Origin of the sequence: Streptomyces sp. NPDC014861 (assembly GCF_043081625.1) — a bacterium.
Classification (GTDB): Bacteria; Actinomycetota; Actinomycetes; order Streptomycetales; family Streptomycetaceae; genus Streptomyces.
The window spans coordinates 23,596-36,962 of record NZ_JBIBWV010000004.1; the positions used below are offsets into that span (position 1 = coordinate 23,596).

Sequence of the window (13,367 nt, forward strand, 5' to 3'; positions counted from 1 at the left end):
GGGTCGATGACCGCGACGATGACGGACGGGACCCTCCACCGGGGGTCCGGGGGTCGCCACCCGGGACAGCACAGCCTCAACACGACGCAGGAGGCGGGTCGATGACCGCGACGATGACGGACGGGACCCTCCACCGGGGGTCCGGGGGTCGCCACCCGGGACAGCACAGCCTCAACACGACGCAGGAGGCCGGTCGATGAACAGCCGCGTCAGCAAGCCGTACGAGATCGTCGAGCGGGCCCTGGAGCTGTCCCGGGCCGACGGGTGCGTCGTCATCGCGGACGAGGAGTCCTCGGCCAACCTGCGCTGGGCGGGCAACGCGCTCACCACGAACGGCGTGACCCGGGGCCGTACCCTCACCGTGATCGCCACCGTGGACGGCGCCGAGGGCACCGCCTCCGGGGTGGTGTCCCGCTCCGCGGTGACCGCGGAGGACCTGGAGCCGCTGGTGCGGGCCGCCGAGGCGGCGGCGCGGGCGGCGGGACCGGCCGAGGACGCGCAGCCGCTGGTGGAGGGCGTGCCCTCCTCCCCCGACTTCACCGACGCGCCCGCCGAGACCTCCTCCGCCGTCTTCGCCGACTTCGCGCCGGCGCTCGGCGAGGCGTTCGCACGCGCGCGTGCCGGCGGCCGGGAGCTGTACGGCTTCGCGAACCACGAGCTGAGCTCCACCTACCTGGGCACCTCGACCGGGCTGCGGCTCCGGCACGACCAGCCCAACGGCACCCTGGAGCTCAACGCCAAGTCGCCGGATCGCACCCGCTCCGCCTGGGCCGGGCGCTCCACCCGGGACTTCAAGGACGTGGACCCGGCGGCGCTCGACGCCGAGCTGGCCGTCCGGCTGGGCTGGGCCGAGCGGCGGATCGAGCTGCCGGCCGGCCGGTACGAGACGCTGCTGCCGCCGACCGCCGTCGCCGACCTGCTGATCTACCAGCTGTGGTCGTCGATGGCGCGGGACGCGGTGGAGGGCCGGACGGTCTTCTCCCGTCCCGGTGGCGGCACCCGGCTCGGCGAGACCCTCTCCCCGCTGCCGCTGACCCTGCGCAGCGACCCGAACGAGCCGGGCCTGGAGTCCGCGCCCTTCGTGCTGGCGCACACTTCGGGCGACGACGAGTCGGTCTTCGACAACGGCCTGCCGGTCGGCCCGGTGGAGTGGATGCGGGCCGGTGTGCTCGACCGGCTCATCACCACCCGGCACACCGCGGGCCTCACCGGCCTGCCGGTGGCGCCCGGGGCGGGGAACCTGATCCTGGACGGCGGCGGCGACCGCTCGCTGGAGGAGATGGTGGCCGCCACCGAGCGCGGGCTGCTGCTGACCTGCCTCTGGTACATCCGCGAGGTGGACCCGGCGACGCTGCTGCTCACCGGCCTGACCCGGGACGGCGTCTACCTCGTCGAGAACGGCGAGGTCGTCGGCGAGGTCAACAACTTCCGGTTCAACGAGTCGCCGGTGGACCTGCTGTCGCGGGCCACCGAGGCGGGCCGGACGGAGCGGACCCTGCCGCGCGAGTGGAGCGACTGGTTCACCCGGGCCGCGATGCCCGCGCTGCGGGTGCCGGACTTCAACATGAGCTCGGTCAGCAAGGGCGTCTGACCCGCCTAGACTGGGCTGTCACCCCATAACGATCCAAGGAGACTGACGACCGTGACGGACATCGTCGACGAGCTGAAGTGGCGCGGGCTCTTCGCCCAGTCCACCGACGAGGACGCCCTGCGCAAGGCTCTCGCGGACGGTCCCGTCACGTTCTATTGCGGCTTCGACCCGACCGCGGCCAGTCTCCACGTCGGCCACCTGGTCCAGGTGCTCACCGTCCGCCGGCTCCAGCAGGCCGGGCACCGGCCGCTGGCGCTGGTCGGCGGGGCCACCGGCCAGATCGGTGACCCCCGGCCGACCGCCGAGCGCACCCTGAACGACCCCGAGACGGTCGCGAACTGGGTGAACCGGCTGCGCTCCCAGATCGAGCCGTTCCTCTCCTTCGAGGGGGAGAACGCGGCCGTCATGGTGAACAACCTGGACTGGACCGCCGGCCTGTCGGCGATCGAGTTCCTGCGGGACATCGGCAAGCACTTCCGGGTCAACAAGATGCTGACCAAGGACTCCGTCGCCCGCCGTCTGGAGTCCGAGCAGGGCATCAGCTACACCGAGTTCAGCTACCAGCTGCTCCAGGGCATGGACTTCCTGGAGCTGTACCGGCGCTACGGCTGCACGCTCCAGCAGGGCGGATCCGACCAGTGGGGCAACCTGGTGGCCGGTCTCGACCTGATCCACAGGCTGGAGCCGGGCGCCGAGGCGCACGCGCTGGCGACCCCGCTGATGGTCAAGGCCGACGGCACCAAGTTCGGCAAGACCGAGGGCGGCGCCGTCTGGCTCGACCCGGAGATGACCACGCCGTACGCGTTCTACCAGTTCTGGCTGAACGTGGACGACCGGGACATCTCCACCTACATGCGGATCCTCTCCTTCAAGTCCCGCGAGGAGCTGGAGGAGCTGGAGGCGCAGACCGCCGAGCGTCCGCAGGCGCGGGCCGCGCAGCGGGCGCTGGCCGAGGAGCTGACCACGCTGGTGCACGGGGCGGACCAGTGCCGCGCGGTGATCGAGGCGTCGAAGGCGCTGTTCGGGCAGGGCGACCTGGCCGAGCTGGACGAGCGGACGCTGGCCGCGGCCCTCTCCGAGCTGCCGCACGCGCGCGTGACCGAACTGGGCCAGGTCGTGGACCTGTTCGCCGAGGTCGGCCTGGTGGCGAGCAAGTCGGCGGCACGGCGCACGGTGAAGGAGGGCGGCGCCTACGTGAACAACGCGAAGGTGACCGCCGAGGACGCCGTCGTCGAGGCCGGCGAACTGCTGCACGGCCGCTGGCTGGTGCTGCGGCGCGGCAAGAAGAACCTGGCGGCGATCGAGTACGCGGGATAGCACGTACCCACCGGAGGCCCGGTACGGCGACTGTTCGCCGTACCGGGCCTCCGGTGTGCTCCGCCCTGATCAGGTGCGCTGTCTGTTGCCCTTGAGCGAGGCCCAGATCATGTCGCCGACGCCGACCACGAGCACGGCGCCGATGAGCTGGAGCAGGTGACGGGTCCAGTCGATGCCCTTGGTGTCCTCGACGCCGATCCAGCCGGCGACCGCGTTGCCCAGGATGCTGCCCAGAATGCCGAAGATCGTCGTCAGCCACAGCGGGATCTGCTGCTTCCCCGGCAGGATCGCCTTCGCGATCAGGCCCAGGACGAAACCGACGATGATCGCCCACAACCAACTCATAGTCGCCTCCTCGTACGCATGTGGCCCCAGTCTCGGCCTACCGGCCATACGGCGCATGTCGGACGCCTCCGTCCGTGCCCCGGTCTCGTCGCCGCGGGCCCGTGGGCGTACGGTGGTCCGAGGTCCGGACCGGGGAGGTCCGGCGTGAGCGGCGGGTGGTGGAACGCGATGCGGAAGCAAGGAGGACCCGAGGTCTTCCGGATCACCGGGGCCCGGCAGGGACTCGCGGACGACGTCCGGGGCAGGCAGCGGCGGTACGTCATCTCGATGTCGGTCCGGACGCTCTCGGTGATCGCGGCCGCGGTGCTGTGGAACGTGGAGCGGCACGTCGCGATCGTCGCCCTGGCCCTCGGGGTGCTGCTGCCGTACATCGCCGTGGTGATCGCGAACGCGGGCCGGGAGAGCGCCCCCTCGCTCCCGTCGGCGTATCTGCCGGCGCCGGTGCGGCCGGCGCTCGGGGCGGCCGAGGAACCCGCGGAACCCGGAGCGGAACGTCCGCACGGTCGCGCCTGACCCGGCCCGGCCTCTCCCGGTCACACGACGTGACGGCGAAGCCGCCGGGAACCTCAAGAAAAGCTCAGATCAATCATGAAGTTCCGGTGCACCGCACCCAGGGTGCCGTGACATACTGCGTACGCGCTCCGCATCCCCCGTCGGAGCGACGGACCGATGCCGGGCAGCTCCCCCCGTGGCTGCTCGGCATCGCCCTTGCTGGACAATGTTCCGGTGATCAATGGTCCCGTGAGTGACGAGAAGCCGATCTGCTCCGCGAAGGGCTGCCGGGCCGACGCCGTCTGGGTGCTCGCCTGGAACAACCCCAAGCTGCACACGCCGGAGCGCCGCAAGACCTGGCTCGCCTGCGAGGAACACCGCGAGCACCTCTCCCAGTTCCTGGGCGTGCGGGGGTTCCTGAAGGACGTCGTGCCGTTCGCGGAGTGGGACTCAGCCGCCGATGGCTGACATCGGGCGGTCCGGCTGAAGGAAGCTCGGGTCGTCCAGGCCCGAGCCGGCCTTCTTCCCCCACATCGCCTTCTTCCACAGCTCCGCGACGGCCGCGTCCGATCCGGACGGGTCCTCCGAGCGGAGGGCGGCCCGCAGGTCGGTCTCCTCGGTGGCGAAGAGGCAGGTGCGGATCTGCCCGTCGGCGGTGAGCCGGGTGCGGTCGCAGGCCCGGCAGAACGGGCGGGTCACGGAGGCGATGACGCCGACCGTGTGGGGGCCGCCGTCGACGACCCAGCGCTCGGCCGGGGCGGAGCCGCGCTCGTCGGCGCCCTCCTCGGTGAGCGTGAAGCGGGTGCGCAGCGACTCCAGGATGTCCCCTGCGGTGATCATGCCGTCGCGCTTCCAGCCGTGCTGGGCGTCGAGCGGCATCTGCTCGATGAAGCGGAGCTCGTACCCCTCCTGGATCGCCCAGGCCAGCAGGTCGGGGGCCTCGTCCTCGTTGAGCCCCGGCATCAGGACGGCGTTGACCTTCACCGGGGTGAGGCCGGCGTCGCGGGCGGCGGCCATGCCGTCGATGACGTCGTGGTGGCGGTCGCGGCGGGTGAGGGTCTTGAAGACCTCGGGGCGCAGGGTGTCCAGGGAGACGTTGACCCGGTCGAGGCCGGCCGCCTTCAGGGCGGTGGCGGTGCGCTTGAGGCCGATGCCGTTGGTGGTCAGGGACATCCGGGGGCGGGGCTCCAGGGCGGCGCAGCGCTCGACGATCCCGACGAGGCCGGGGCGGAGCAGCGGCTCGCCGCCGGTGAAGCGGACCTCGGTGACGCCGAGGTCGGTGACGGCGATCCGGATCAGCCGGACGATCTCGTCGTCGGTGAGGAGGTCGGGCTTGGCCAGCCACTGGAGGCCCTCTTCGGGCATGCAGTAGGTGCAGCGCAGATTGCACCGGTCCGTGAGGGAAACGCGCAGGTCGGTGGCGACTCGGCCGTACGTGTCGAGGAGCACGGTTCCCCTCCCCTTCTCCAGGTTCGCTTCTCGTTCGAGCCTACGTGACCGCGCGGGCGTCGGACACGGGCCGATTGTCACGAGGACGGCACCGGCCGCGTCGTAGAACTCTACGACGCGGCCGGGGGATGACTGCGGACCGTGTACGGCCGGACGCCCGCGGTCAGTGCCGGACGGCCGCGGCGGTGCCGACGCCGGTGAGGGACTTGACCTCCAGCTCGGCGTACTTGCCCGCGTCCGGCTCCTCCTTGGAGAGGATCGAGCCGAGCCAGCCGAGGAGGAAGCCCAGCGGGATGGAGACCAGGCCGGGGTTCTCCAGCGGGAACCAGTGGAAGTCGACGCCCTTGAACATGGAGCCCGGTCCGCCGGAGACGACCGGAGAGAAGAGGACGAGGACGACGGAGGAGACCAGGCCGCCGTAGATCGACCAGAGCGCGCCCTGGGTGGTGAACCGCTTCCAGAAGAGCGAGTAGAGGATCGTCGGCAGGTTGGCGGAGGCGGCGACCGCGAAGGCGAGGGCGACCAGGCCGGCGACGTTGAGGTCGCGGGCGAGGGCGCCGAGTCCGATGGAGACGACGCCGATGAAGACGGTGGACCAGCGGGCGGCCCGCATCTCCTGCTTCTCGGTGGCCTTGCCGCGCTTGATCACGTTGGCGTAGATGTCGTGCGCGAAGGACGAGGAGGAGGCGAGCGTCAGGCCGGCGACGACGGCGAGGATGGTGGCGAAGGCGACGGCGGAGATGACCGCGAGGAGGATCGCGCCGGCGGTGGAGTCGGCGCCTCCGCCGACCTCCAGGGCGGTGAGCGGGGCCGCCGTGTTGCCCGCCTTGTTGGAGGAGGTGATGGTCTCCGGGCTGAGCAGGGCCGCGGCGCCGAAGCCGAGGACGATCGTCATCAGGTAGAAGGCGCCGATGATGCCGATGGCCCAGTTGACCGACTTCCGGGCGGCCTTGGCGGTCGGCACCGTGTAGAAGCGGATCAGGATGTGCGGCAGTCCCGCGGTGCCGAGGACGAGGGCGATGCCGAGCGAGAGGAAGTCGAGCTTCGAGACCTCGGTGAGGCCGTACTTGAGGCCCGGCTCCAGGAACGCCTCGCCCTTGCCGCTGTTGGTGGCGGCGGCGCCGAGCAGGTCGGAGAGGTTGAAGTCGAACTTCAGCAGGATGAGGAAGGTGATGAGGAGGGTGCCGGCGATGAGCAGCACCGCTTTCACCATCTGGACCCAGGTGGTGCCCTTCATGCCGCCGATGGTCACGTAGACGATCATCAGGACGCCGACCAGGGCCACGATGGCGATCTTGCCGCCGTCGCTGGTGATGCCGAGGAGGAGCGAGACGAGGACGCCGGCGCCGGCCATCTGGGCGAGCAGGTAGAAGATCGAGACGACGATGGTGGAGGTGCCGGCGGCGGTGCGGACGGGGCGCTGGCGCATCCGGTAGGCGAGGACGTCGCCCATGGTGAAGCGGCCGGAGTTCCGCAGCGGTTCGGCGACCAGGAGCAGGGCGACGAGCCAGGCGACGAGGAAGCCGATGGAGTAGAGGAAGCCGTCGTAGCCGTAGAGGGCGATGGCGCCGCTGATGCCGAGGAAGGACGCGGCGGACATGTAGTCGCCGGAGATCGCAAGGCCGTTCTGGAAGCCGGTGAACTGGCCGCCGCCGGCGTAGAAGTCGGCGGCGCTGCGGGTCTGCCGGCCGGCCCAGACGGTGATGGCCAGGGTGGCGATGACGAAGGCGCCGAAGAGGGCGATGATCAGCGGCCGGTGCTGGGTGGTGGCGTTGTCGGCGGCGAGCAGGACGGGGGTGCCGGCGGTGACGAGGCTGCTCATGCGTCGCCCTCCATACGGGCCTTGATGGCCTCGCCCTTGGGGTCTAGGCGGAGGGCGGCGTGGCGGGAGTAGAGCCAGGCGATGAGGAAGGTGGTGGCGAACTGGCCGAGGCCCAGGACGAGGGCCACGTTGATGTTGCCGAGGACGCGGGTGCCCATGAACCCGCCCGCGTAGTTGGAGAGCAGGACGTAGAGCAGGTACCAGGTGATGAAGGCGATCGTCAGGGGGAAGGCGAAGGAGCGGTAGGTGCGGCGGAGCTCGCCGAACTCCTCGCTCCGCTGGACCTCGACGAACTGCTCCGTGGTGGGCCGGGCGGGACCGGGGTCGGTCTCGGCGCCCTTTCTCGGCGGCGGCGGTGCTTCGGTAGCCACGGAATCTCCTCGTGACGCGGGGACGGACGGCATGGTCAAGGGGGCCTCACCTGGGGGTGCGGGAACCGGGGCGCCTGCTGGAGCCCCTCCCCTGCTCAACGGCACGGAGCGGGATGCGAAGTGGTTCAGCCGAGTGGAATTCCCCGAGGGAATCTTCATGAAGTCTTCTCAACTCATTGATGAGCGGGGAAGATCAGCGATAGCTTCACTCGTCATGCACCTGCCCGTGCGCAACCCCGCGCGCGCGCAGTACATACGGATGATGTGGAGAACCCATGGCTCATCTGGGATCGAGGCGCGGCCGAGTACTCGCTCTGCCTGCTGGTCTCGCGCTCACCGCTTCGCTCGGCTTCCTTCCCTCCGGCGCCGCCTCCGCCGCGGAAGCGAGCGATGCCCCGGCGGTCGCCACCGCCGCGGCGACGGGCGAGAAGCTCTCGTACGTCGTCAACACCGACGGGAGCCGCTGGACGGCTTCCTCGGTGAAGAAGGCGATAGCCGCCGCCGGCGGCGAGGTCGTCATCGCGTACGACCAGATAGGCGTCATCGTCGTCCACTCGACGAACCCGACGTTCGCTCAGACGATCCGCAAGGCCCGCGGTGTCGTGTCGGCGGGTGCGACCCGTACGGCTCCGCTCTCGGTGCAGAACGACAACTCGGTCGGCGAGGCCTCGCAGGCGCTGTCGCCCGCCGAGGCCAAGGCCGCCGCGGCCCGCGCCACGGACGAGCAGGACGCGCTGGAGCCGCTCCAGTGGGACCTCCCGGCCATCAAGGCCGACAAGGCCCACCAGAAGACGCTCGGCAGCAAGCGCGTGACCGTCGCCGTCATCGACACCGGCGTGGACGACACCCACCCGGACCTGGCGCCGAACTTCGACACCAGGGCGTCCGCCAACTGCGTCACCGGCAAGGCGGACACCACCCCCGGTTCGTGGCGCCCCAACCCGGGCGAGTCGGACCACGGCACGCACGTCGCCGGCACGATCGCCGCCGCCAAGAACGGCATCGGCATCACCGGTGTCGCGCCGGGCGTCAAGGTCTCGGGCATCAAGGTGTCGACCCCGGACGGCTTCTTCTACACCGAGGCCGTGGTCTGCGGCTTCATGTGGGCGGCCGAGAAGGGCGTCGAGATCACGAACAACAGCTACTACACCGACCCGTGGATGTTCGCCTGCAAGACGGACGCGGACCAGAAGGCCCTCGTCGAGGCGGTCACCCGGGCGTCGCGGTACGCGGAGAAGAAGGGCACGGTCAACGTGGCCGCGGCCGGCAACTCCAAGTTCGACCTCGCCGCCGACGAGATCGTGGACAACTCCAGCCCGAACGACACCACGCCGGGCGACCGGGTCATCGACCCGAAGGAGTGCTTCGACTTCCCGGCCCAGCTGCCGGGCGTCGTGACGGTCTCCGCGACCGGTGCCAAGGACCTGAAGGCGTCCTACTCGAACTACGGTCTCGGCGTCATCGACATCGCCGCCCCCGGCGGTGACCGCACCGAGTACCAGACCCCGGACGCCCCGGCGGTCAACGGCCGCATCCTGTCGACCACGGTCGACGGCGGCTACAACTACAAGGCCGGTACGTCGATGGCCTCGCCCCACGCCGCCGGTGTGCTCGCGCTGCTGAAGTCGACGCACCCGTGGGCGGGCCCGACCGCCCTCAAGGCGATGCTGTACGCGCAGGCCGACGACCGCGCCTGCACCAACCCGTACGACATCGAGGGCGACGGCACGATCGACGCCGTCTGCGAGGGCGGCAAGGCCAAGAACGGCTTCTACGGAGCCGGTCTGGTCGACGCGCTGGACGCCGTCCGCAAGTGGTGACGCCCTAGCGCTCGCGGGGCCCCGGTGTGGTCGGCCACACCGGGGCCCTTCGCGTGTCCGGGGGTGGCACCGGGTGCCATAGTGCGGGCATGGACAGCACGGTTCGAAGTGGTACGGAAGCGCTGTGGGCCGTCCTGGGCGGCGATCCCGCCCAGGTGGACCGGGTGGAGTACGGCGGGGTGTCGGGGCTGCTGCCGGCCCGGCTGCCGGTGATGGACCTGGCGCGGGCGACGGTCGCGGTCTGCGGGCTCGCGGCCGTGGAGCACGCGCGCGTGGCGGGGCCGGTACGGGTGGACGACGGCGCCGTGGCCACCGCCTTCACCAGCGAGCGCCATCTGCGGGTGGACGGCCGGGCACCGGTGAGCTTCGCGCCGCTGTCGCGGTTCTGGCGGGCCGCCGACGGCTGGATCCGCACCCACGCCAACTACCCGCACCACAAGGCGGCGCTGCTCGCGGCGCTGGGCGCGGACGACTCGGTGGAGGCGGTCGCGGAGGCGATCGGCGGGCGGACCGCCGTCGAGGTCGAGACGGCGGTGTACGGCTCCGGGGGCCTCGCCGTGGCGCTGCGCACCCCGGACGGGTGGGCCGGCCACGAGCAGGGCCGGAAGGTGGCCGCGCGCCCGCTGCTGAGCCGGGAGGTGCGGGACGGGGCGGCGCCCCGGCGCCGGACGGACGGGCCGCTGCGGGTCCTCGACCTGACCCGGGTGATCGCGGGTCCCGTGGCGACCCGGACGCTGGCGCTGCTCGGCGCGGACGTCCTGCGGATCGATCCCCCGGGCCGGCCCGAACTGCCGGACCAGCACGCGGACACGGACGTCGGGAAGCGGACGGCGGCCCTCGACCTGGACCGGCCCTCGGACCGGCGGACCTTCGAGGGGCTGCTCGACGAGGCGGACGTCCTGGTGACGGGGTACCGGCCGGGGGCGCTGGAGCGGTACGGCCTGGAGCGGCCGGGCCTGGTGACGGCCCGGCTGTCGGCGTGGGGCGACTACGGCCCGTGGGGCGGCCGGCGGGGCTTCGACAGCCTGGTGCAGGTGGCGACGGGCATCGCGGTCACGGAGGGGTCGGCGCGGGAGCCGGGGGCGCTGCCGGCGCAGGCCCTGGACCACGGGACCGGGTACCTGCTGGCGGCGGCGGTGCTGCGGTCGCTGACGGAGCAGCGGCGGGACGGAGGCAGCCGCCTCGTACGGCTCGCGCTGGCGCAGACCGGGCACTGGCTGGCCCACGGCCTGCCCCGGTACGAGCCCGGGCGGTACCTCGTGGAGGCGGAGGGGCCGCTGGGGAGGCTGCGGCACGCGGTGTCGCCGGTGGCGTACGAGGGCGGCCCGGCGGGCTGGTCGCGCCCGCCGGGCGTCGCGGGGGCGGACGCGCCCGTGTGGGCCCCTCCGGCGGATCGGGGCCGGGACCGGGCGTGATCCGCCGGACCGGCGCTACGGCGTGACGAGGACCTTGAGGGCGGTGCGCTCGTCCATGGCGCGGTAGCCGGCGGGGACGCCGTCGAGGTCCACGGTCAGGTCGAAGACCGGGGACGGGTCGATGGTGCCGTCGAGGACGTCCGCGAGCAGCTCGGGGAGGTAGGCGCGGACGGGGGCGACTCCGCCGCGCAGGGCGATGTTCCGGTCGAACATGACGGAGAGGTCGAGGCCGGTGCCGGAGCCGTGCGGGACGCCGACGTAGCCGATGGAGCCGCCGTCGCGGGTGATGCCCACGGCGGTGCGCATGGACTGCTCGGTGCCGACGGCCTCGATGACGCCGTGGGCGCCCTGGCCGCCGGTGAGTTCGCGGACGGCGGCCTCGGCGGCCTCCCCGCGCTCGGCGACGACGTCGGTGGCGCCGAAGGAGCGGGCGATGTCGGTACGGGCGGTGTGCCGGCCCAGCGCGATGATCCGCTCGGCGCCGAGGCGTTTGGCGGCGAGGACGCCGCAGAGGCCGACGGCGCCGTCGCCGACGACGGCGACGGTGGAGCCGGGGCGGACGCCGGCGCCGAGGGCGGCGTGGTGGCCGGTGCCCATGACGTCGGAGAGGGCGAGCAGGGCGGTGAGGAGGCGGTCGTCGGAGGCGGCGTCGGCGGGGAGCTTGACGAGGGTGCCGTCGCCGAAGGGGACGCGGACGGCCTCGCCCTGTCCGCCGTCGGAGCCCACGGAGCCCCAGAAGCCGCCGCGGGGGCAGGAGGTCTGGAGGCCCTCGGCGCAGTACTCGCAGGTGCCGTCGGACCAGACGAAGGGGGCGACGACGAGGTCGCCGGCCTTGAAGCCGCGCACCTCGGAGCCGGTCTCCTCGACGATGCCGAGGAACTCGTGGCCGATGCGCTGGCCGGGCAGGCGGGCGGACTCGCCGCGGTAGGCCCACAGGTCGCTGCCGCAGATGCAGGCGCGCAGGACCCGGACGACGACGTCCGCGGGGTCCTGGACGACGGGGTCGGGCACCTCCTCCACGCGCATGTCGAAGGGGGCGTGGATGGTGGTGGCGCGCATGGTTCCTCGTCCGGGTCAGCTGGTTGTACGGCCTTCTCGGCGTGCACCGTACATCGCTTTCAGGCCACCCGCGGTCAGCAGGTACTGGGCGGCGATGTAGGTCAGCATGACCCAGAAGTCGGGGGCCGGCAGCTGGGGCCACTCCGCGATGCCGGTGGCGATGAGGGTGTCGGAGAGCAGGAACAGGGCCCCGCCGGTGCCGGCGAGGGCGCCGAGGGAGCTGGCCCGGTAGGCCATCGCGGTGAGCAGCAGGGAGTATCCGGCCACGGGGATCCGCAGGTCGGCGGGAAGGCCGGGCCAGAGGGCGATGACCGTGCCGGCGAGGGCGGCCGCGTAGAGCGCGCCGAGCGCCGGGGAGGTGCGGCGGCGGCCGAACAGGGTCAGGTAGCAGACGTGGCCGAGGGCGAAGGAGCCCATGCCGGCGAGGAAGGCCCAGTCGGCGTCGAGGAGCAGGAGGACGTCGCCGCCCCAGCCGAGGAGCAGCGCGAGGACGAGGAGCCTCGGGGCGCCGCGGGTGGCGGCGTACACGGCGAGCAGCGGCATCAGGAGCGGCTTGGCGACCAGATGGCCGGTGTCGGCGCCGGCGAGGAGGGAGCCGAGGTCGACGGCGGCGGCGAGGAGGAAGGCGCCGAGGAGGGCCCGGGAGAGGGCGGGGGCCCGGGGAGCCGTGCGGGCGGCGGCGAGGAGGGAGCCGGCGGCGGGGGCGGCGGGGGCCGTGTCAGGGGTCGTGTCGGGGGCTGTGTCGGGGGCTGTGTCGGGGGTGTTCACGCGGCGGGCTCCGGGGCGGTCTGGTCGTGGTGCGGGGCGGTGCGGGGCTCCGGCTGCCAGCCGGGCCCGCGCAGGACGCGGCCGGCGCGCTCGCGCCAGTCGCGGGCGGCGCGGACGTCGCGGGCGATGGAGGCGTACTCGTGGGTGGCGACGCGCAGCGGGTTGTACGTCTCGATGTTCTTGGTGAGGCCGTAGACGGGCCGCTCCGTCTCGCCGGCCCAGGAGCCGAAGAGGCGGTCCCAGACGATGAGGATCCCGCCGAAGTTGCGGTCCAGGTAGCCGCCCTGGGAGGCGTGGTGGACGCGGTGGTGGGAGGGGGTGTTGAGCACGTACTCGAAGGGCCGGGGAAGCCGTTCGACGCGCTCGGTGTGGATCCAGAACTGGTAGACGAGGCTGACCGACGAGCAGAAGGCCACGGCCGCGGGATGCACGCCGAGGGCGATCATCGGCAGGTAGAACGGCCAGGAGGTGAAGCCGGTCCAGGGCTGGCGCAGGGCGGTGGAGAGGTTGAACCTGCGGCTGCTGTGGTGCACGACGTGGCTGGCCCACAGGACGCGGACGACGTGGTGCCCGCGGTGCGACCAGTAGTAGAAGAAGTCCTGGGCGAGCAGCATCAGCGGGATCGTCCACCACAGGACGGGCACGCGGAGCGGGGTGAGCTCGTGGACGGCCGCGTAGATCGCGACGATCGGGATCTTCCAGAGGGCGTCGAAGGCGAGGCTGCCGAGCCCCATGCCGATGCTGGTGGCGGCGTCCTTGGTCTCGTACCCGGCCTCCTCCTCGTCGGGACGGAACCGGTAGCTGACGATCTCCACGAGGGTGAGCAGCACGAACGCCGGTATGGACCAGAGCACGACATCGGGCAGGTGCGGCATGCGTCGACGGTAGGGCCCGTCCCCGAGGACGGCTAGACGCCAT

13 protein-coding genes are annotated in these 13,367 nt (G+C 72.2%); 6 read left to right on the forward strand and 7 right to left on the reverse strand.

What is annotated here, in order from left to right; translation table 11 throughout:
- Positions 1 to 196 precede the first annotated feature (196 nt).
- Positions 197 to 1,591 carry a metallopeptidase TldD-related protein gene (locus ACF1BN_RS09630; RefSeq protein WP_392331047.1) on the forward strand — a complete coding sequence of 465 codons (1,395 nt, stop codon included), beginning with the start codon at positions 197 to 199 and terminating at the stop codon, positions 1,589 to 1,591.
- A gap of 51 nt (positions 1,592 to 1,642) precedes the next feature.
- Positions 1,643 to 2,908: a tyrosine--tRNA ligase gene (gene tyrS, locus ACF1BN_RS09635; RefSeq protein ID WP_392331048.1), complete on the forward strand. Its 1,266-nt coding sequence runs from the start codon at positions 1,643 to 1,645 to the stop codon at positions 2,906 to 2,908.
- A 69-nt stretch (positions 2,909 to 2,977) separates the two neighbouring features.
- On the opposite strand, the gene ACF1BN_RS09640 is transcribed toward tyrS, so the two are convergent.
- Complete coding sequence (locus ACF1BN_RS09640; RefSeq protein ID WP_392331049.1) at positions 2,978 to 3,253, reverse strand: GlsB/YeaQ/YmgE family stress response membrane protein; 276 nt, start codon at positions 3,251 to 3,253, stop codon at positions 2,978 to 2,980.
- 168 nt (positions 3,254 to 3,421) lie between these two features.
- On the opposite strand from ACF1BN_RS09640, the gene ACF1BN_RS09645 reads away from it, so the two are divergent.
- Both ACF1BN_RS09645 and ACF1BN_RS09650 read left to right on the forward strand, forming a co-directional pair.
- Entirely contained in the window at positions 3,422 to 3,766 is a 345-nt protein-coding gene (locus ACF1BN_RS09645) for a DUF3099 domain-containing protein (protein ID WP_392331451.1), read from the forward strand.
- A gap of 228 nt (positions 3,767 to 3,994) precedes the next feature.
- The gene (locus ACF1BN_RS09650) at positions 3,995 to 4,213 is read left to right on the forward strand and encodes a hypothetical protein (RefSeq protein WP_376605816.1); all 219 of its coding nucleotides are present in this window, start codon (positions 3,995 to 3,997) and stop codon (positions 4,211 to 4,213) included.
- On the opposite strand, the gene moaA is transcribed toward ACF1BN_RS09650, so the two are convergent.
- From moaA to ACF1BN_RS09665, 3 genes are all read right to left on the reverse strand, one after another.
- Positions 4,196 to 5,194 carry a GTP 3',8-cyclase MoaA gene (moaA, locus tag ACF1BN_RS09655; protein WP_392331050.1) on the reverse strand — a complete coding sequence of 333 codons (999 nt, stop codon included), beginning with the start codon at positions 5,192 to 5,194 and terminating at the stop codon, positions 4,196 to 4,198. The two genes, ACF1BN_RS09650 and moaA, sit on opposite strands and share 18 nt — an antisense overlap.
- A 163-nt stretch (positions 5,195 to 5,357) precedes the next feature.
- Positions 5,358 to 7,016 (reverse strand): cation acetate symporter, encoded by a 1,659-nt coding sequence (locus ACF1BN_RS09660; RefSeq protein ID WP_392331051.1) that lies wholly within the window; start codon positions 7,014 to 7,016, stop codon positions 5,358 to 5,360.
- The gene (locus tag ACF1BN_RS09665) at positions 7,013 to 7,387 is read right to left on the reverse strand and encodes a DUF485 domain-containing protein (protein WP_376605028.1); all 375 of its coding nucleotides are present in this window, start codon (positions 7,385 to 7,387) and stop codon (positions 7,013 to 7,015) included. The genes ACF1BN_RS09660 and ACF1BN_RS09665 overlap by 4 nt, the downstream gene beginning before the upstream one ends.
- 275 nt (positions 7,388 to 7,662) lie before the next feature.
- On the opposite strand from ACF1BN_RS09665, the gene ACF1BN_RS09670 reads away from it, so the two are divergent.
- Both ACF1BN_RS09670 and ACF1BN_RS09675 read left to right on the forward strand, forming a co-directional pair.
- Positions 7,663 to 9,207, forward strand: a complete 1,545-nt coding sequence (locus ACF1BN_RS09670) for a S8 family serine peptidase (RefSeq protein WP_392331052.1) — start codon at positions 7,663 to 7,665, stop codon at positions 9,205 to 9,207.
- A gap of 89 nt (positions 9,208 to 9,296) precedes the next feature.
- A complete protein-coding gene (locus ACF1BN_RS09675) occupies positions 9,297 to 10,622 on the forward strand; it encodes a CoA transferase (protein WP_392331053.1) in 1,326 nt (441 codons plus the stop codon).
- Between the two features lie 15 nt (positions 10,623 to 10,637).
- Here ACF1BN_RS09675 and ACF1BN_RS09680 read toward each other — a convergent pair whose 3' ends face one another.
- From ACF1BN_RS09680 to ACF1BN_RS09690, 3 genes are read right to left on the reverse strand one after another with little or no spacing between them, the layout of a single operon-like run.
- Positions 10,638 to 11,681, reverse strand: coding sequence for a zinc-dependent alcohol dehydrogenase family protein (locus ACF1BN_RS09680; protein ID WP_392331054.1), 1,044 nt, complete (start codon positions 11,679 to 11,681; stop codon positions 10,638 to 10,640).
- A gap of 15 nt (positions 11,682 to 11,696) precedes the next feature.
- A complete protein-coding gene (locus tag ACF1BN_RS09685; protein ID WP_392331055.1) occupies positions 11,697 to 12,449 on the reverse strand; it encodes a lysoplasmalogenase in 753 nt (250 codons plus the stop codon).
- Complete coding sequence (locus ACF1BN_RS09690) at positions 12,446 to 13,324, reverse strand: sterol desaturase family protein (protein WP_392331056.1); 879 nt, start codon at positions 13,322 to 13,324, stop codon at positions 12,446 to 12,448. Before ACF1BN_RS09690 ends, ACF1BN_RS09685 begins: the two co-directional genes overlap by 4 nt.
- Positions 13,325 to 13,367: the final 43 nt, after the last annotated feature.